The organism is Bdellovibrio reynosensis (assembly GCF_022814725.1).
Taxonomy (GTDB): domain Bacteria; phylum Bdellovibrionota; class Bdellovibrionia; order Bdellovibrionales; family Bdellovibrionaceae; genus Bdellovibrio; species Bdellovibrio reynosensis.
Genome location: NZ_CP093442.1, coordinates 2,066,380 through 2,085,284 on the forward strand (window position 1 = coordinate 2,066,380; position 18,905 = coordinate 2,085,284).

The window sequence follows — 18,905 nt, forward strand, 5'->3', positions numbered from 1 at the left end:
TTTGTCGAAGTAGGTTTTTTTTGAATTTTTAAAAATTAAATATACTGGAGTATAAAATGAAAATGTTAATCGCTGCTTTGATGCTTGTTTCTTCATCTGCAATGGCTCTTACTTCTGAAGGATATGGCCACCAAGACTATGACGTTACTTACCTTAGCTGGTGTGACCAAAACAACGTAGTTGCTCAAAACGACAAAGGCCAATCTGTAATCCGTTACAACTGTGCTGAGCAAGGTTTGTCTTGCAAAATCTCTCACACTCGTCTTCTTCACGGTGTGATCTACTCTGCATCTTGCCAACCTGCTCAGTAATTAGTAATCGACCACGATTCCAGCTCCAAGAATACTGGAGCTGAAATCTAAGTCTTCGCTAAAGGTCTGCAATTGCTTAAAATCTGCAGACACCCACAAATTGCTGATGCCGTATTCAGAACTTAATGTGAATGCGGTTTCGCGATCCAAAGCCGAAATATTAAATAAAATTCCGCCGCCGCCATAAGCGCCGGGAGTTCCCACGGCCTTCGGTGACGCTCCATCGTCTCTGATTTCAGCAACACCGATATAAGTTCCGCCGCCGCTAATATACGGGGCAAACCACTGACGACTCATCCACTCTAAACGGTAGACAACACCTAAATTTAAGGGCACCGCTATGAATGTGTATTCTTCTTTGGCTTCTTGGCCATCCATTGAACCGCCAACAAATCTTCCCTGACCGTAAGCGACTAAAAATCCAAAACCCGCCTGCAAGCCTAACTTTCCATAGGTGGTAAAGGGCTGCCATTCAAAATCGAAGCTGACGATGGGCTGTTGCGAACTAGAATACATGTTATTAAAATTAATATTTTCATTAGAAGAACTAATGCGAGGTGGATTGATCATCCCCATTCGGAAGGCACCTGTTTGATTATAGGTTCTTTCTTCCTTGGTTTTATAGATGTATGCACCTTCTTTAGTGATAGCCAATAAACCTTGGGCTGCCTGGGGATGGTGAATATACTCGACCCCGCCTTTTGCCGATTTTTGCACCATAGGACTTTGCTGAAGTGCGGGGGACGGTTTGACTTCCACCACGGGGGCTTCCACCGGTGTTTCGAATTCAACTTCAGGTTCAGGTTCAAGTTCAAGTTTAGTTTCAGCTTCGGCTTCAACAGGCGTTTCGGGGTCTAAAGAAAGCTCTTCTTCTAATTTCTTATCAGGATCAGCTTGCTGATTTAAATTAACCGCTTCCTTTTTAGTTTCTTGTTTTTCAATGACATCAGCCGATTGAACTTCATCTTCAATTGTTAAAGAATCAACCGGTTCTTCTTCAGAAGAAACATCTTCAAATTCGCTGTCTTCCTCAACAAAGGGGGCTTCCTTGGGTGCTGAATCTTCATCGTCTTGAGCAAAGCTTGATTGAAAAGCAAGCAAGGTGAAACTTAACAGCAAATACTTTTGCCAGCTTTTCATAGCTCACCTCTGTAAGATCTTCTAAATACCAAACGTCGATACATTTCAAAAAGTGAAAGTCCGACGATCAACGAGATAATCAAACTTGTGAAAAACCCTAAGGCAACGCTCATCCTAGCGAAAAATAATAAAGGCCATAGTGCTGCGCGGACTATTGTTTTTGCTATTTCACTTTCAGCGATCAAATTGGCGTAAAAAGGACTGTGCTTATAATAGAACTTTACAAAAGCAGTTCCCCATTTGCTGGTCAAAAGATACTGGTTCCTGAAATCGCGGAAACTTTGCACTTCAGGCGCCATGTCACTGCCGAAAGCCGCCGTAGCGATAAAACAATTTTTATCGTCTAATAAACCAATCACCGGTGCGGGCTCAGTACACAACTCATTAGCTGTCACTGGTGATCCTGATGTTCCCGGAATCGGAGTGAAAAAAGAAATGATTCCCGTGACATCTTTATTGGCCATCACCATGCAATAGCGTTTTTCGTTTATAAGCCCATCAATACGGTTGTCTTGAACTTTAGCACCCGCCGTGTTCACACCCACAACAAAAGAAGGTGAGGCATTTGAAATGCTAGCAATTGTATCCGTATCAGCTTCACCATCCGCTTGTTCTTCATAGAAAAATACGACATTCGAATATGTGACACCAGAAGCAGGAGTGGAAGGATAACCTTGATCGACTGCAAGCTCGTCAGCATAGATTTTTCCATCACCCGGAAAAACTTTGAAATGACAGAACCCACTGTTACTTGTTGAATCCGCAGTATTACAGTCTGTATAAAGCCAGTCGCTGCCGTCCGTCGCAGCCACTCGCGCTGTCACTTTGAATGGCAAAGAATCTGTTGTCGTTGTACCGGCAGTAGATTCTAAGCCTACATCCATCTCGATCGAAAAACTTCCACCGGTGCAGTCAGAATTTTTTCCAGCAGCGTTGCACAGTTCAGCCCATGTGATCTGAGTGATCAAAGTTCCATCAACATAGGTTTGTGCGATACTTGGAGTGAACGTGGTGTCGTTGATTTTAATGTAGGGCGATGACGTTGCTGCTGCAGTTGAAGTCATCGTGATCGTCAATTTTAGATTCGGATAAACATTTTCTTTATTGCAGGTCCAAAGCTTACTGGTGATGGGAGTGGTTTGTTCTACCCCCGTGCAACTGTCACAGGTTGTTTCACCGTCCCCCGTGCAACCCGCAGTCATGCCCGCATAAATTATCGGTTTAGTTGCAGTCGTAAGATCCGTCGCCGAAGCACCAGCAATAGAAACAAGTGTCGCTCCATATGCTGGAACTGACATCAAGCCTGCGATAGCGAAACCGCTTAAAAATCTCTGAAATCCAATCCGTGGAATAAGAGCCATAGACTTAATCGAACCACGCAAGCTACTTGATGTCAAAGCACCCAAGAATATTAGCTAAAAAAGATTTTTTCTGCGATTTGAATACCGTTTAAAGCAGCGCCTTTACGGATGTTGTCAGAAACCACCCACATCAACCACATTTTTGGGTTTTCAGGATCGCGGTGAACTCGGCCTACATAGACCGGATCTTTACCTGATACATCTCGTGCTAAAGGGTAAACGCTTTTCTTTGGTTCATCTTGCAAAACTATGCCTTCAAAATCGCCCAAAGCTTTGATCATTTCTTCGCGGCTGACTTCTTTATTTAAAGTCACCCACACAGATTCACTGTGTGCATTCAACGCTGGGATACGAACCGTGAATGCTGAAACCTTAAGGTCTTTTTGACCCAAGATCTTGCGGGTTTCTTTCATGATTTTGACTTCTTCACTGCAGTATCCTTCATCATTGAAAGAACCAATTTGTGGAATGCAGTTAAATAAAATCGTATGCGGGAAAGTTTTAGCCTGATGGTTTTGGCTTGTATGATTCGAAGTTTGCTCAATCAATTCATCATGGCCGCCTTGACCAGCACCGCTCACCGCCTGATATGTACTTACGCGCACTTCTTCAAGTCCGAATTTTTCAGCCAACGGTTTTAACGCCACTACCAATTGAATAGTTGAACAATTTGGGTTTGCGATAACTTGGGGACGGGAATCCTTCGTCACCAGATGGCCATTCACTTCTGGCACAACAAGAACTGTTTCAGGATCCATACGGAAGGCCGCAGAGTTATCTACAGCAAACGCCCCGGCTTGCACGGCCTTTGGCGCCCACTCTTTAGAAATATCATCACCGGAAGAAAAGAACACAAGATCAAGACCATCAAAGCAGCCATCCTTAAGGATTTGCACAGGCCACTGCTGACCTTGAAGCTCAATCTTTTTACCTAGTGAATTTTCAGATGCAAAAGGACGCAACTCTGCAATTGGGAAGTCGCGCTCTGCCAAAATGTTCATGAACGTTTGGCCAACCATTCCGGTTGCGCCCACTACTCCGACCTTAAGTTTTCTTTTTGTCATCTTTCTTAACCTCTTCTTCCTCTTCTTCAAGGACTAAGTCGCTTTCATGAACCGATGCCGGTGCATAAACGCTTGGTTTAATTTTACGGATGTTTTTACCAAGTTTGAAAACTCCAAAGATTGCGCCCAAAGCAGCGTAACCCATGAATAGAACGAAAAGCATAACCTCTGGTCTAAGTGCTACGATAACGATCACACCTACACCAAGAATTAAATAGCGGAATGGCAGACGCTCTTTAAGATCAAGATCCTTAAAGCTGCGGAAACGGAAGTTTGAAACCATCACTAACGCCAAAAGAATTGTCATGATCAAAAGACCATAATTTCCCATGGGTTCTAATTCTAAATCCTGGAAAGCCAAAATGGAGGAAGCAACGATACCCGCTGCCATCGGAATTGGTAAACCTTGGAAGTAGTTTTTTTCTACAACGTTAGCTTGGACGTTGAAACGAGCCAAACGCAAAGCCCCACAGGCGACATAAAGGAAGCACGCCACCCAACCTAAACGGCCAAATGGTTGCAGAGCCCAAAGGTACAACATTACACCTGGAGCCATTCCGAAGCTGACTAAATCACAAAGTGAATCGTATTCAGCACCGAACTTACTTGTTGAACGAGTCAAGCGAGCCAAACGGCCGTCAAGTTGGTCAAATACGGCAGCAACGACAATCGCGTAAGCTGCAAACAAAAAGTTTCCTTTGATAGCTTGAATGACTGCAAAGAAACCGGAAAATAAATTTCCCGTGGTCATCAAGTTAGGAAGGATATAGATATACATCGCCAAGCGTTGTGCGCGGGCATCATCAGCATCAATTTTATCGATTTGTGTCTCGGTAGCCACTCTAGTCTCCCTGCTAAAAAAGGGGTTTTTCAGCTAGAGAAGACTATCCGACAATGGCAAAAAATCCAAAGAAATAAAACAGGATCGTTAGACCTACAGCGCTCATCACCGGCAAGGTCAAATTATCATCAAGTTTTCCGATAGGAATAAGCTCTGCAAAAGCTCCAACAAGGCCTGCAAACAAGCTGACCACAATCAAGCGATCCATCAGATAATTATGATAAAGCAAATATGCAAAAGTCAGCGCAGCACACACAAAGAATGCAGCCATAAAACCTTGAATTGATTTATGCCCAAAAATTTTATCTTTGCCGTACAAAATACCAAAGTAACTAGCGATGGGATCTGCGAATGCTAGGAATAACAAAGTCAAAGCGACGATCTGACGTGGGAAAAGAATATCAACGATAAGCACACCTGAAAGAAGGAATGTCGTGCCGGCTAGTTTCTTCACCTCGCTTTGGCGCATGATTGGTTTAAAGGCGTGAACAGCCCAATCATTCAAAGCTGGATATTTATGACGCAAAAAATCGAAAGGAACGAACATCAACCATGCGGCCACAAGAATAATCATGGACACAGCAGGCGGAAGATACACATATGCAAGGAACATCGTAAAGACTCCCGACATATGCCAGATCTTACGTGCATAATGAATGTCCGAACGTTTCTTCAAATCCACTGGTTGCATTAGTCCTTCAAGTATCATTTGGGGCTAACTTAAAGGCAGGTCCAAAGAAGATCAATTTAATTGATACTCCACTGGCAGGATGCATTAAGCGATTGAAATGTTTGAATTAAATCTGTGATGAACGAACGCGTATGATCTGTTCTACAGCTTTTCCGGAACCTTCACGGTAGCGAATGGCGATTTCATTTTCGCCCTTTTGCAACTGAATAAGGTCGGTTTGGTATTTGTTAATTCCGCGGCTAAAGACAGAAGCGGTGTAGCCGTTGCTTTTATTAACGATCTCTACGTCGCCGTCTTTATAATTTTTTAAACAGTTTTTACCCTGAAATTGCACAAAACTTCCAGTAACGGAAATAGCCTCAAGCCCCGGCTTCGGGCAGCTTAAGTCAAAAGCAGTCAGGTTTGATAAAGCGGATTCCACTTTCATAGGGGCCACCGCAGGAACACTCGCTGGTGTACGCGACGCTAAAGTCGTTGAAACCATCAAAACGTCTTCTTCACTGATTTCTTCATTACTAACGAGAGTATTAAAAGTCGGCACAGCCATCACTAACACAAGCGCTAAAGTTAAAAGAATAAAATGGGTGTCCGTTGGAGGGCGTTTAAACATAATAAGTACATCGGCTTCCTACCGCAGGACTTTAGTGACTCTTTTTGAGATTGGTTTGCCCCTCAAGCCATCTTTTGCTCAAGGTTTTCCACATTTCTTCCGTATTTAAGTCTAGTGAATCGGAGGGGAATCACTATGAAGGGACGCATTCTTAAAAGAATTCGAAACTTTCGCCTTTTTTCAGCGCTTATCATCGCTTCCCTCACCATTTTAAGCTTTCAAAATTGTGCTCCTGCAAATCCTGACTCGACTTGTGCCGAGGGCGATTCTTCTTGCGCGAAAGAAGAGCAAACTTCATTGAGTTCAAGCTCAGCCCAAAATTCTATCTGGGATAAGCGTCCCGGTGGTTCGGGCGGCAGTGTTTCCGCTGGCGGTAAAGGTGCTAGCGGTGGGTCTTCCTCCTCCTCCTCGGGCGGCGGTGCTTCTTCAGTGAGTGCTTCATCGGGGGGCGCAATATCCGTGGGCAGTGGAGCTGTGAATACAGGTTCGGGTCGCCCAAACACTGGCTCAAGCAGTGGAAACACGAATAACAATACTTTTAGAATTGTCGAACAACCACAAAGTATTGGGGTTAACGAAGGCGCTCGATTTGATTTGCATGTTGATGTTGCTGGCGGAAAATCTCCGTATACCTTCCATTGGTATTTAAACGGGAAGTTAATAGAGGGTGGTCAAAATGAATATTCCACCCTGTCTGATTATGCAGACACATACAGAAAAGAAGGAACTTATTACGTTGAAATCAAAGATGCTGGGGGCGCGACCTTAAAATCATCCTTAGCTCGGGTCGCTATTCAAGAGCCCGCTGTGGGTTGTGATGGCGGTTCTTACTTTACTTATACAAACGGAACCTACGATTCGGGATATCAATTCTTTACAGAGTATTTTGATGGTCCCCGTGGAAAATTTTTGCTTCACCAAAGCTATGATAGCTACAACATCCTGTACCGCTTTCGGGATATTACGAAACTTTATGATTATAATATCCCACGCACGCTGGCTTACATGGAAAAGATCACCATTAATTGTCGTACTGACATCCCACGCATTCATACGAAGCAACCGAATCCGAATTGGGAAGACTATTACGGCAACCGCTATAATGACGGAAATGGTTATAGATACCAGGGCGCAATCACTTTTGAATGCCACAACAAGAAGTTAAAATTACTATCGAACAGTTGTGCTTGGGTAAGACAATAAAAAAAGGGCTCATTAAGAGCCCTTTTTAATTTCGTCATTTTTGAAATTTATTTCTTATCAATACTGATCGCAAATTTCTTAACGCCCGATCCTTTAACCACATCTAACACCCCTACCACTTTACCGTGGGGAACGTCTTTATCTGCAGAAATGATCGCTTGAACTTCAGCATTCTTAGCAACTTCTTCAATTGCTTTTGCGCGAACTTCTTCTTCATTTACAAAGGTGCCGTTTAAATTAATTTTTCCGTCGGCCGTCAAAGCGATATTCAATTTGCTTGGCGCAGTCTGTTCACCACTGGCTGCTTTTGGCAGGTTCACATTGATGGTGGGCTTCATGAACATTGGCGCAGTCACCATGAAAATGATTAATACCACCAGAATGATATCTACCAATGGGACAACGTTAATGTCCGCTATTGATTCGTTATCCTGTCCACTGTGAAAACCCATTACTACACACCTTTTTTCTTAGCGTATGCTAAGCAAAGCTCTTTAACGCTTTCTAGGTTTAAGAAGATCGATTTAACTTGGCGGCTGTAATAGTTGTAAAAAGCCACCGCTGGAATCGCCACAAAAAGACCAGCTGCAGTTGCAACTAGGGCCATAGAAATACCCGCCATCACTGTTTGCTGTCCTGCCTCTGGCGCTGTCGCAAGATCATTAAACGCTTTCATGATACCAAGAACTGTACCAAATAATCCGATGTAGGGGGCATTTGAGCCGATGGTTGCCAGGAAACTTAAGGATTTTTCTAGATCAGGACGTTCATTGGCTGCAAATGTATTAAAAATTTCAGCCAAACCTTTGCTGCCTGAATCACGCATGTGTTTTAAAGCATAACTTGCTGCACGACCTTCAACAGAATTGATATCTTTTGCAAGGTCTTCGACGTCTTCAAGGCTGTTGCTTTGCAAAGCGACTCTGATGCGGGAACGTACACGTTGTGATTCACCAAAGATTTTTTTAAGCACAAAATAACGCTCTAAAATCATTCCGATACTAACGACACTCAAGATTAGGAGTACCCACAAAACAGCTTGATCGGCTAAGTGAGCTACGGCGAATATTTTTTCTGCGAACATTGGTGATTTCCTCCAAATCTTTGACTGATACTTTTTATTGATCCATTATCACTAAAACCATTACATTTGGTCAAGGTATGCGGAATATCATTTTCATTCTTATTCTGACTCTCATGAGTTTAGTCCAGCTGTCTTGCAAGACAAATGACAAAAACTCTATCCTAGTAATCGCCGTTGATGAACTGACGATCACAGATGTGAATTGCAGTCAGGATGAACAGGCAAAATCAGGATTTAAGATTCTATGTGACGAGTCTGTGCGCTTCACGCATGCCTTCACACCTTCTGTATTATCTTCTCCTGCTTTGGCATCTTTGCTAACTGGTTTGTATCCCCATCAACATAAAGTTCGTCATAACGGGGGACCAGGTCTAGGAGCTGAGTTTGAATTAGTATCCGAACTTGCCCTAAAGCAGGACTACCGAACAAGTTTCTTTTCTGGGGGCGCTCCGATCTTTCGTCGCTCTGGATTAAATCAAGGTTTTGAACTTTTCGAAGACAACGTTCTGCCTAATTTTAAAAGTCTATTTAGACCTTTCAAAAAGAATACAGAAGAGTTTATCCAGTGGCTGAATAGTGACGTTGATGGCGATGCGTTTCTTAGTATTCTTTATGTTCCGGATTTATTATTTACTACTACTGAAACTGTGACTGATTTAGGTGAAACCAGAAACTTAAGTTTTGAAAGTCAGCGTGACGAGCTTGATGAAAGCTTGGCAGATTTATTTACTCAGCTTAAACAAATGAACCGCTGGGATTCGACCACGATTATCTTGGCTGGTTTGAACGGGCACACTTCAAGCCCACGATATAAAGAGCTATCCCCGATAAATCTGCATGGTGAAAATACGCAAATTGCCTTGTTCATAAAACCATCCCAAGCCAAAAAGCGCGATCAAGCCATTCATTGGAAGGTCGATCAAAACGTCAGCTTAGTTGATGTTGGCAGAACATTGTTTGAATTATTAGGGGAAACTATTGTTGATACCCCCGGGTCTTCCTTTCCGGTGCATTCACTTTCAGGAGTTTTAAAAACTCCCAATGCCAATTGGTCTGAAGATCGTCCCTTACTGCTGGAATCTGGCTGGCCGTTGTGGCGCCGGGCGGGGCCTTTAAGATCTGCCGCTATTGCAAGTCATGTCCTATACATTAATGACGAAAAGCCATTGTTATACAATACGCTAGTAGATCGATTCGAAGTAAACCCATTACCTTTATTGCAAGAAAGCGTTTTACCTACGACCGAAAAATTGCAGTCTTTACTGCAAAAGAATCAGCTTCCACCTTCTGCAAACTTAGAAGCCGAATGGCTTGGTAAATTCAGTTTGTCTTTTTCACGGTGGATGCGTCCTGATCAAGAAGCCGCTCTTTTAAAAGATCTTAAAAATCTTTCAAGAAATTTTCCGCGCAGTTTGGATTTATTGAATTGGACGGCGCAGATAGCTTTAAACCAGAAAGACTGGGACACATTAAGATCTCTTGGAAACAAACACCGTATTTATACGTGGTCGTATGTGGGCGAAAAAAATCAAGGCGCAAAGCCCAGTAAAGGGTTTGATCCTTGTTTTAACTTACTGACAATTCCGGCTTTAGAAGCTGAACAGCTTAAGAGCTGTAATGATCCGCTTTTTCTTGAATACGTGGATTGGCTTCGTTCTGAAGACCGTGGGCTGAATAAAGAAGTTCAAAGAAAGAAATTTGAACGTTCCTTTAGAAACTACATGCTTGATCAACAGATTCAAAAAGCCAACATAGCAGCCGTGATGATCTGGGATACAGCAAGGGAAAACGTTCTTGCCCCTTCCCGCACGGAACTTGCCTTGCATCTGCCGGAATATACAAAGCTGCGCAATCAAGTTTATAAATCGCTGCAGAGTGATGAAAATTAGTCTACGGAAACAAGGCCCAACCAGAATGGTGCTTCAGGGTCATCCTGAATCATTCTTGTGGTTATAGTGGAAAGGTCTGCATCTTGGGAATCTTTGGACCATAAAGAGGTTGCGACGTTCGAGCTTGCCAATAAAACCAACTGATCACCTTCAACCACATGGGTGTGACCACACTGAATATAACAAGTAGGTTCTAATCCCAAAAGTTGCGACGGTAACGGTGGTAAGTTCTGATCTGGAAACTCACTTGAAAGATCCGTCCCGATCGAAAGCGCCTGCAAACCGCGGTTCTTTCTTTGAATCATCAAAGTGGGCGCGCCTACCTGAGCCCAAGCGATCTGGCTACCCCGTTTAAAAATGGCCAAAATTTCTACGCCCGAAAAATATTCCATTTTGTTTTCACCACGATAAAGCAGATCATTCGCAATAAGAATACCCGTGCGCACATAATTAATTTCATCCGTCAGACAGCTTAGAAATTCAAACGGTGAAGTCACTTCCACATCAGATTGGGCGGCGCGAACGTACTTTACGACTTCATCTAAAGCGCGCTGAGCATGTTCTGGCTGCCCCCAGGAAGTAGCAATTACAATCAAAGACCCATCGTCTTCTTGATAGATTAGCGGCTTGGGGCGCAGGATTTTTGTACTGTAAGAACGCTCTTGCAGCTTCATTATAGCGCCCCGTATTTCTTAAGCTTGATGTAAGCTTTTTTATAGTACTCACCGTCTGGAACATCTAAATCTAAAATCTTACGCCATTTATCTTTGGCGCCAGCCTTAGAGTCTCCTCCATCGACGTTACCAAAACTTTCTTCCAAGATGCCTTCTTGGTAAATGGACATCATTTGTTTTCTTAATTCTAAAGTGTATTGTTCAATTTTGTCAGGCAACTCTGGATTTGAAGGATCCATGGCACGGGCTTTACGTAAAGCCAAGATGGCACCTTTTAAATTTTGCGCTTGATAGGCGCGATCTGCCTCTGCCTGAAACTTTGCGGTTTTTGAATTCATCATTTGACGAATCGAAGCAATGCTTCGTTGCGATTCATTCTTAAGGCCACTTGGATCTGGCAGTTTAGCCGCTAATACTTTTTGATAAGCAGCTATGGCATCCAATGGTTTACCCGCCTGATGAACTTTTTGGGCACGAGAGTATAAAGAGCGCATTTGACTGACTAAAGCCTGATAAGCGGCTCTTTCGGCATCTTTGGCTTCACGTTGCGCAATAATGCTTTCAACTTGGGTTTTCAAATCCAGGATACGTGGATGTTCTGGATTGAATTGCAGAACGGAAGATAGACATTCTTCCATTTCAGGCATGGTCACCGTTGGATTGATCTTTTTCTGACATTCGGTGGTTTGCGCCTGAATTTTTTCTTCAGTTTCTACCTTGGCTTTTTCAATCTGTTCCTGACGACGTTGTTGTTCTTGGATAAAGATCGCTTCCTTAGAAAGACGTTCAATTTCCTTGATATCTTCAAAGTCTGGAACCACTTCTTGAATCTTGACGATTTCATCTTGGGCTAATTGATATTTTCCCTGCATATAAAGATTTTTTGCATCTTTATAACGCTGACGAACCAAGGCTTGTTGTTCTGGTTTTAACTTATTAAAAATTTCTTGCGGTGAACCTGGCGCTACGGCAGCAGCAGGATTGGCTGGAACTTTATCTTTGCCATCATCACCACTGAATAAATAAGCCACAGCAAGCAACACAACAACGCCCGCAATAATCTTAGGACGGTTTTTTTCAAAATCAAATTTGCCTTTAGCTTCTGGCATTCCTACAGCACCAGTTGCGCCACCCACTGTTGGATATTGCATTTGCGGCTGATATGGCACTGGCACATGACCGTGATGCTGCTGATAAGGCATCAAGTCCATGGATTGTTGCGGATCATTAGGCATTAACACCAAAGAACTTGGAGGTGGCACATTCACCATCTCTAAACGACTTTGGAAATTTGCATCGTGCAATTCAAAATAAAGATAATTCGATAGCACGCTGATCGCGTCACCACTTTTTATCGGTGTTGGATCTGAGGAAGAAATAGGATTTCCATTCACCAAAGTTCCATTCACACTGCCAAGATCAATAATCACATATTGCGAACCAGCTCTGCGAATTTCAAACTGACGACGGCTAACTCGGCTGTCTTTGATTTGAATATGGCAAGATGATTCACGGCCTGCGATCCAGGACTCACCTGCATCCAGACGGATCATTTCTTTGGTTTCGCCTTGGGAATCTGTGATTTTTATATAAGCAGCAGAAGGCGCTGCCCCAATCACAGTTTTTTCTTCACTGCCTTCAAAACTTTCATGATCTCCGCTTAAAGCCGGAAGATTCGAATTTTGAACTTGGGCTTCAGATACAGGAACATCATCACCACTGGAAACTAGGAATTCAAATTCATACGGCGGCAGACTAAAACCGCTGCCATGTTGCAATTCAAATTGCTGAACCTGTTCACCGTTATAAATGACTTCACCATAGCGGGAAACGACTTCAACACTCCAAGATCCATTGACGCAGGAAATTTTAAAGTGTTCGCGGGAAATGCCTTTTTCAGGTTGCAACACGATATCGCAATCCTCTTTACGGCCAGCCACGTAAGCGCGGTCTTCCGTTAAAGTGATATCGTAAACTGGTTTGCCGCGAAGGCGTACTTTGAGGCGAGCCATTAGAATCTGCCCTCCATGTTCAATGTACACTCTTCATAAAATTGTTTGGCTTCCTTATAGCTAGGATCATCACGACGATTTGAAAGCATCGTCATGACATTAGAATAATTGGACTGGCACATTCTCCAGTTCTTTTTCTCTCTATAGCGGTTGCCTTGAATCATATTAAACTTCACTAACTCATCAAACTTAATCTTCGACAAATGATAATAGCGTTTTGCCAACTCATTGTCAGGGTCCAGATTTAAAACCACCTGAAAAGCTTCGCGAGCCCGGGCATATTGTCCTTGCTGGAAGTCGCGGAAGCCCTTAATAAAGTTTTCTTGCGAACGACGGTATTGAACCGAGTCGTATTTTTCCTTTTTCACTATTAGCAATTCTTGGGAACGTTTTTCTGCCGCCGCCACATCTTGCATAGTGATTGAAGAAGTCCGAATCGCATTCGGATCTTTATTGTCTTTATTTTTAGATGGCGACATTAAGAACCAACCAACTAACGCTAGGATGGCAATGATTCCATAAAACCGCGCTTTTGGATTTTCTAACAACCCACCACCTGAAGATCCCCTTGCCGCAGAAGGCATAGGTCCAGGGGGAGGTGGCTGGTAACCACCATACCCACCCACCGGTTGCGCTGGTGGAAAAGAAGGATTTGGCATTCCTGGCACACCACCTTGGGGCATTGCGGGAGTTTGCATCGGTCTTGGCGCTTGATAAGCCGGTGCTTGTGGCACCGAAGCCTGGGGCTTAAATGGAGTCGGCGCTGAAAACACTGGCGCCGCACTTGGAGGCGGTACCGTTGGCGTTGGCACTTCCACTTTAAAACGAATTTCAGAATCACCAATCAAGATGATTGAATCGTTAGTGAGAATTTCAGACTGAATATTTTGTCCGTTAAGCATGACAAAATTCTTCGGGCTCAAATTCACAATAACAAATTCACCATTACTGCGTTGCTTGATTTCAGCATGCTGACGGCTGGCGCGGGGATCTCCAGAAAGGACAATATCATTCTCGGGGCCACGGCCGATAGAGACCGAAGCCTTAGAGAAATTCGCTTTAAGACCCGTGTGCGGTCCTGCCACGATTTCGATATCAAATTTCAAGGTATCCTTCACCTGCGGAGCAGCACTCATCAAGAGCCCCCTTCAGTCGGAGATACCGTGATTACAAAATAATCTGGCTCATGCCCTGTTGAAGAAATAGCCTGGCAACTTAGAATACATAAGTGTCCGCTAAACTCTAATTGATCCGTGTGGATGGCACGCATGTTTTCGCGGGTTCTTATTAAAAGACCTTCGATATTTTGTTGTAAAGCCACATCAGGAATGGCTTTAAACAACTGCCCTTGAAGAGCTGAAATATCAGCACGGGCAATTTGCGTAAACGAAGCACTGCAAGCAATAATGCGACCTTCACGGGAAATCGCAATACATGGAAAACCCACTAGCTGAACTAGGTTTTCAGCCTCGCCGTCTTTGTTCACAAAACTGTTAGCGCCATTTCCATCATCGCCGCCGCCATGAATATAGCGGGTCAGCAAGCTATTGATGTTTCCAACCAAGGCTTGGAATGGAGGGAATAAGAAATTCACTTCAGTATTGTCTTTTTTCTCTCTCATCGCGGCATCTAATTGGGCATTTAAGCTGACAATCGGATACTCAATAAGCTTGTACATAAAGAAGTAAATCACCAACCCAATCAAAGAGGCGATCACTAAAGTTTGCATAAACAAGCTGATAGCCCGTCCATCATCAAAAGCTAAGCTTCCGATGTCATACAATACAATTGCATGGGCTTTGACTGATTGTTCACCCGTATTTGGATCAAACAACCCAATTGGGAAACTTGCACCAATAGTCGAAGAATCAACCTCAACGGCTTGCGGGCGCATTTCTCTGCGCGCGGAATGCACGAATGGTAAATCCGGCGTTGTTCCTGCTCTTGAAGCGGGCGCCAAAATCATACCGTCCGATTGTTGCACGATAAGAACTTGCTTAACGCCATCTTCAGATTCTGCGGCATTCGTACTTAATGACGAATAGCTGTTTTGCAAAAGAGCCGCTTGATTGATCGTCGCCACTGTTCGCGCAATTGAGGCTGCACGACGTTTACTTTCATTGATGATGCTGGCTCTGGTGATTTGCACCATCGGAATCATCGAAAGCAGTGTGGTTGAGAAAATAAATAAAACCACAAAACCCAATAGAACCATTTTAAGTTCCGCATACTGCGGAAGCTTATAAACCCCTGGCAACGCCACCCGGTCTAAATAGTCTTGGGCTTTGGCCATTAATCCTTGAAAGCCACCAGGCTGATATGCAGGTGCTGGCCCCGGCATCGGGCCTGCATTTGCGGAAGCCATTGGTTGTGGCATTCCTTGCGGCATTCCCTGATGAGGCATCCCCATGTGCATAGGTTGTGGCATTTGCGGAGCAGCAGCACCACCATAATAAGGAGCTGGAGCTTGTGTTTTTCTGATTTCAGGAGCAGGTATCACATCCACAAGGATGTCATGAATACCTAGCTTATCCCCTAACCGCATGATGCCGTTCTGAATTCGAATACCATTAATGTAACTGCCGTTACTTGATTTCAAATCCGTGATAACGATTTTATCTGGATAAACATTGATCTCGGTATGTTCCTTAGAAACTCCCGGACTGATCAGTTTAATATTACACTGAGGCGCGCGACCAATCAGGTTGCGACCCATTTTTAGTTCAATAATCTGACCCGCTTGTGGGCCGGTTAGTATCCTAAGCGCCCACATAAAGTTGATCCCCTACGTTGATTTTCATAGTAGTCACAGTCCCTGCTGCTAATTCAATCACTGAACTTGCGCCCCACACTGGCGCCACCAATCTCCAAGGTTTGACATCTTGATATATGGCTTTCACCTGAAGATTTTTATCCACAAAAACACAATCAATTGAAAACTTCATAAAATACGTATGAATGCTGTTGCAGCGATGAATCCACAGCGCTTCTTCTTGCGGCAATGCAGATCTTCCTAACAATCCTTTACCTCGTGACCAAAAGGTCCTAGCCACACTTAACTGCGGCACTAAGGTTTGATTTGTTGTTAAGTTCTTAAGTACTGCCATCTTCTATTTCCCGTACATAAAGGACACGGCAACCGGTCCGAAAACGATGATAAACACCGCTGGTAAAATAAAAATCATCAATGGAATCAAAATTGTTTGCGATGCTCTGGCACCAGCTTTTTCCGCACGTACGAAACGCTCTAAGCGCATTTGTACGGATTGGTCTTTTAAGACTTGAGAAATACTTGCACCCGTTGCTTCGGCATCCACTAGGACGGCGACAAAGCTGGTGATTTCATTCATATCAAGTCTTTCAGCCATGTCTTTCAAAGCCTGTGATTTAGAAGCACCGATTTTAATATCTTTTAAAACTGTTCCTAACTCATCAGCCAGAACACTGTCTGTGTTTTGCGCTTTATCCACAATCTTTTGAATCGCAGAAAAGAAATCCAAGCCGGCTTCAACTGATAAAGCTAAAAGATCAATAAAGAATGGCAGATCTCCACGCACAGAAAGTTCACGGCGCTTCTTTTCACCCTTCGCATGGATTTGCGGAAGATAAAAACCAATCAAGCCCATACCTAACACCATCGCTGGCGGCAGACCCAATTGCAGCGAGAAATTCATAATCAACAAGAACACCGGGAACATCACGCCCCACAGCAGTTGCAAACCAATGAATTCATCTTCATTCAATTCCCGCGAAAGACCGGAAGTCAGAATGTATTTACGAACTCTTTTGCGATAACCTTCATTGCGAATACGCAGAGCATGCTGCAATGTGAATTGGTGAACTAGTGGACGTGAAAAATTCACGATGGCATTTTTAGATTTCACAGGCTCATCGTTATTCGCCCATGAAAGCTGTTGTTTACCGGCGTTACTTGCAAAGATGGAATTCACAAATAGGAATACCGCCACTCCTGCGAGCAGCAATCCTAGTATGAGCATTAATTCTGCGCTTCCCATCTACGCCTCTTTGTGTTCAAGTAAACCCATGAAACCACTTGTTTTGGCATCAGAGTCTCCACGCCGTCGTGAACTTCTAAAAGAAGCCGGTTACAACTTTGACGTGGTTCCAGTTAAAGTATCGGAAATTCCTAATAAAAACCTGAATGTGAGCGAGCAGATTTTAGACATTGCTAGACGTAAAGCGAGGGCGGCATTTGACCAACTTAAGTCCAGTCGAAGCTCCGAGTTTTTGGTTTTATCTGCCGATACTGAAGTGATTTTTGGCGGGGGCCCCTTAGGCAAACCTCAGGATCGCGACGATGCTTACCGGATTTTACGACTATTGTCTGGGAAAAAGCATGATGTCATCACGGCCGTCTGCCTTATCGATAGCAAAACCCAGAGGGAAGTGTCTCAATCTGAGACAACGGAAATTTATTTTAAAAACTTAACCGACGATGAAATCTGGACCTACATTGATAGTGGTGAGCCCATGGATAAGGCCGGTGCTTACGGCATTCAAGGCCTGGGCGGTAAGTTCGTTGAGCGTTATATTGGCCCTTTCGACAATGTCGTCGGATTACCCGTGAGTTTAGTAAAAAAATTGATCGCCGAAATCGCAGAATCGTAAGTGTTTAGTTTCTTGATAGTCAGGTAAAAAATGCTGTCTAGAAGTTCGACACTCTAAAGTACTTGGGATTTTTTTCACGATCTTTGGTAAAGTGCCCGTGGATTATTTACCCGAGGTGCTGAGTGAAAAAAGCGTTCTTAGCTTTAGCTTTATTGATTCTTGCTGCTTGCGCAGAACCAAATACTTCACAAAACAATCTAGGAATTGAATATGGTAATGCATCTATCATTGGTGGAAAGGCCGCGACCGAAACTGATGCTGTAACGGCTTCTACAGTTTCTTTACTGGTGAATATTGATGGCAACCTAACGCCTTTTTGCACCGGGATTTTAATTTCTAAAAATCTTGTTTTATCCGCGCAACACTGTTTTGCGACGACGGCCGAACAACAGATCATTGTAAGTTTTGGTACAAACATTCCAAAGACCATGGAAGAAGGCACGCTTCGCGAAGTTGAGTCGTTCGTTTTGCACGGCAAATACAAGACCATATATGATGACAACGGCTTTCCCATTTCTGCTTTAAATGACGTCGCCTTGATTAAATTAGCAGAGTTCGCCCCTGAGTCCGCCCAACCCGCTCCTATTCTAGAAGAAGGATTAACTCTTAACGATGGCCAAGAACTTCTTTTGGCAGGTTTTGGCTTAACTTATGATTTAAAGCCGCGAGTTTATGCTACGGGTATGAATTACGTACGAGTCCCGTTGGCTAAGACAGTTGATACTATTCTTGTGACAGACCAAACATCAGCAAAAGGTGCATGCAACGGCGATTCCGGTGGCCCAGCTTTTCTTGAAACTTCAAAGGGATTGATCGTCGTCGGAATCACTCGTGGTGCCCACGGCAGAGCAAATGACTGCCGCCATTTTGGGGAATACACTTTTGCTTCTAAATTTAAAAAATTTATTTTGGATACAGCTCACATTGATGGGGCTGAACTTCCTGTCTTTGTAGGTCTTTAAAAATTTTACTTCTTGAAACTTACAAAATTATTATCGAAAAGTTTTGTTAAGACATTCAATTTAGAGCCTGTTACCTTCTGGCCAGAACTTATTACTTGCTGGTTATGGAATGACCAACGAATTGTCTGATCCACCAGAGATGGGAACGGGATTAGATGCTGTGTATTCTCCGCTAGCAAAAACTGAAAATGGAATTCTTACTATCGACCAAAAAAATGGCGGTGCATGTGCAGGTGATTCTGGCGGACCCGCATACATTGAAAGCACTCAAGGACTTGTCTTAGTCGGTGCAACCCGTGGACCCACTTTAGATTCTGAAAATTGCAGACACTTCGGTGAATTCACTTCTGTATCAGCTCACAAACAATTCATCCTTGAATATGCAAAATTACTTAATGCTGAAGCGCCACAATTTATCGACCTTCCATTTTAGT

Annotated in this window: 20 protein-coding genes; 6 read left to right on the top strand and 14 right to left on the bottom strand. The window is 43.6% G+C overall.

All coding sequences use genetic code 11. The features are described from left to right. Positions 1-56: 56 nt before the first annotated feature. Positions 57-311 (top strand): hypothetical protein, encoded by a 255-nt coding sequence (locus MNR06_RS09690; RefSeq protein ID WP_243535486.1) that lies wholly within the window; start codon positions 57-59, stop codon positions 309-311. On the opposite strand, the gene MNR06_RS09695 is transcribed toward MNR06_RS09690, so the two are convergent. The 6 genes from MNR06_RS09695 to MNR06_RS09720 all read right to left on the bottom strand — a co-directional run bounded on the left by MNR06_RS09695 (position 312) and on the right by MNR06_RS09720 (position 6,018). After that, the gene (locus MNR06_RS09695) at positions 312-1,451 is read right to left on the bottom strand and encodes a hypothetical protein (RefSeq protein WP_243535488.1); all 1,140 of its coding nucleotides are present in this window, start codon (positions 1,449-1,451) and stop codon (positions 312-314) included. After that, positions 1,448-2,749, bottom strand: a complete 1,302-nt coding sequence (locus tag MNR06_RS09700) for a CFI-box-CTERM domain-containing protein (protein ID WP_243535490.1) — start codon at positions 2,747-2,749, stop codon at positions 1,448-1,450. The genes MNR06_RS09695 and MNR06_RS09700 overlap by 4 nt, the downstream gene beginning before the upstream one ends. Positions 2,750-2,862: 113 nt before the next feature. Continuing rightward, entirely contained in the window at positions 2,863-3,876 is a 1,014-nt protein-coding gene (locus tag MNR06_RS09705) for an aspartate-semialdehyde dehydrogenase (protein WP_243535491.1), read from the bottom strand. Beyond that, entirely contained in the window at positions 3,857-4,717 is an 861-nt protein-coding gene (gene pssA / locus MNR06_RS09710) for a CDP-diacylglycerol--serine O-phosphatidyltransferase (protein ID WP_243535493.1), read from the bottom strand. Before pssA ends, MNR06_RS09705 begins: the two co-directional genes overlap by 20 nt. A gap of 43 nt (positions 4,718-4,760) precedes the next feature. Continuing rightward, the gene (locus MNR06_RS09715) at positions 4,761-5,408 is read right to left on the bottom strand and encodes a diacylglycerol/polyprenol kinase family protein (protein WP_243535495.1); all 648 of its coding nucleotides are present in this window, start codon (positions 5,406-5,408) and stop codon (positions 4,761-4,763) included. Positions 5,409-5,514: 106 nt separating this feature from the next. Continuing rightward, positions 5,515-6,018, bottom strand: coding sequence for a hypothetical protein (locus MNR06_RS09720; protein WP_243535497.1), 504 nt, complete (start codon positions 6,016-6,018; stop codon positions 5,515-5,517). Positions 6,019-6,153: 135 nt separating this feature from the next. Between MNR06_RS09720 and MNR06_RS09725 the strand changes: the two genes are divergently transcribed. Beyond that, positions 6,154-7,221 carry a hypothetical protein gene (locus MNR06_RS09725; RefSeq protein ID WP_243535499.1) on the top strand — a complete coding sequence of 356 codons (1,068 nt, stop codon included), beginning with the start codon at positions 6,154-6,156 and terminating at the stop codon, positions 7,219-7,221. 47 nt (positions 7,222-7,268) lie between these two features. Here the strand turns inward: MNR06_RS09725 and MNR06_RS09730 are convergent, their stop codons facing one another. Together MNR06_RS09730 and MNR06_RS09735 are read right to left on the bottom strand one after the other, a co-directional pair. Next, complete coding sequence (locus MNR06_RS09730) at positions 7,269-7,673, bottom strand: ExbD/TolR family protein (RefSeq protein ID WP_243535501.1); 405 nt, start codon at positions 7,671-7,673, stop codon at positions 7,269-7,271. A gap of 2 nt (positions 7,674-7,675) precedes the next feature. Further along, a complete protein-coding gene (locus MNR06_RS09735) occupies positions 7,676-8,305 on the bottom strand; it encodes a MotA/TolQ/ExbB proton channel family protein (RefSeq protein WP_243535503.1) in 630 nt (209 codons plus the stop codon). Positions 8,306-8,382: 77 nt separating this feature from the next. On the opposite strand from MNR06_RS09735, the gene MNR06_RS09740 reads away from it, so the two are divergent. Then, a complete protein-coding gene (locus tag MNR06_RS09740; protein WP_243535505.1) occupies positions 8,383-10,194 on the top strand; it encodes a sulfatase-like hydrolase/transferase in 1,812 nt (603 codons plus the stop codon). Here the strand turns inward: MNR06_RS09740 and MNR06_RS09745 are convergent. From MNR06_RS09745 to MNR06_RS09770, 6 genes are read right to left on the bottom strand one after another with little or no spacing between them, the layout of a single operon-like run. Next, a complete protein-coding gene (locus tag MNR06_RS09745) occupies positions 10,191-10,868 on the bottom strand; it encodes a hypothetical protein (protein WP_243535507.1) in 678 nt (225 codons plus the stop codon). The two genes, MNR06_RS09740 and MNR06_RS09745, sit on opposite strands and share 4 nt — an antisense overlap. Beyond that, positions 10,868-12,880, bottom strand: a complete 2,013-nt coding sequence (locus tag MNR06_RS09750; RefSeq protein WP_243535509.1) for an FHA domain-containing protein — start codon at positions 12,878-12,880, stop codon at positions 10,868-10,870. Before MNR06_RS09750 ends, MNR06_RS09745 begins: the two co-directional genes overlap by 1 nt. Next, positions 12,880-14,016, bottom strand: coding sequence for an FHA domain-containing protein (locus MNR06_RS09755; protein ID WP_243535511.1), 1,137 nt, complete (start codon positions 14,014-14,016; stop codon positions 12,880-12,882). Before MNR06_RS09755 ends, MNR06_RS09750 begins: the two co-directional genes overlap by 1 nt. After that, complete coding sequence (locus tag MNR06_RS09760) at positions 14,016-15,653, bottom strand: FHA domain-containing protein (protein WP_243535513.1); 1,638 nt, start codon at positions 15,651-15,653, stop codon at positions 14,016-14,018. Before MNR06_RS09760 ends, MNR06_RS09755 begins: the two co-directional genes overlap by 1 nt. Further along, positions 15,640-15,987: a DUF192 domain-containing protein gene (locus MNR06_RS09765; protein ID WP_243535515.1), complete on the bottom strand. Its 348-nt coding sequence runs from the start codon at positions 15,985-15,987 to the stop codon at positions 15,640-15,642. Before MNR06_RS09765 ends, MNR06_RS09760 begins: the two co-directional genes overlap by 14 nt. 3 nt (positions 15,988-15,990) lie before the next feature. After that, entirely contained in the window at positions 15,991-16,896 is a 906-nt protein-coding gene (locus MNR06_RS09770; protein ID WP_243535516.1) for a type II secretion system F family protein, read from the bottom strand. Positions 16,897-16,924: 28 nt separating this feature from the next. Here MNR06_RS09770 and MNR06_RS09775 point away from each other — a divergent pair, with 28 nt between their 5' ends. From MNR06_RS09775 to MNR06_RS09785, 3 genes are all read left to right on the top strand, one after another. After that, entirely contained in the window at positions 16,925-17,509 is a 585-nt protein-coding gene (locus MNR06_RS09775) for a Maf family protein (RefSeq protein ID WP_243535518.1), read from the top strand. Positions 17,510-17,631: 122 nt separating this feature from the next. Continuing rightward, complete coding sequence (locus MNR06_RS09780) at positions 17,632-18,471, top strand: S1 family peptidase (protein WP_243535519.1); 840 nt, start codon at positions 17,632-17,634, stop codon at positions 18,469-18,471. Positions 18,472-18,580: 109 nt separating this feature from the next. Beyond that, positions 18,581-18,904: a hypothetical protein gene (locus MNR06_RS09785; protein WP_243535521.1), complete on the top strand. Its 324-nt coding sequence runs from the start codon at positions 18,581-18,583 to the stop codon at positions 18,902-18,904. Position 18,905 lies beyond the last annotated feature (1 nt).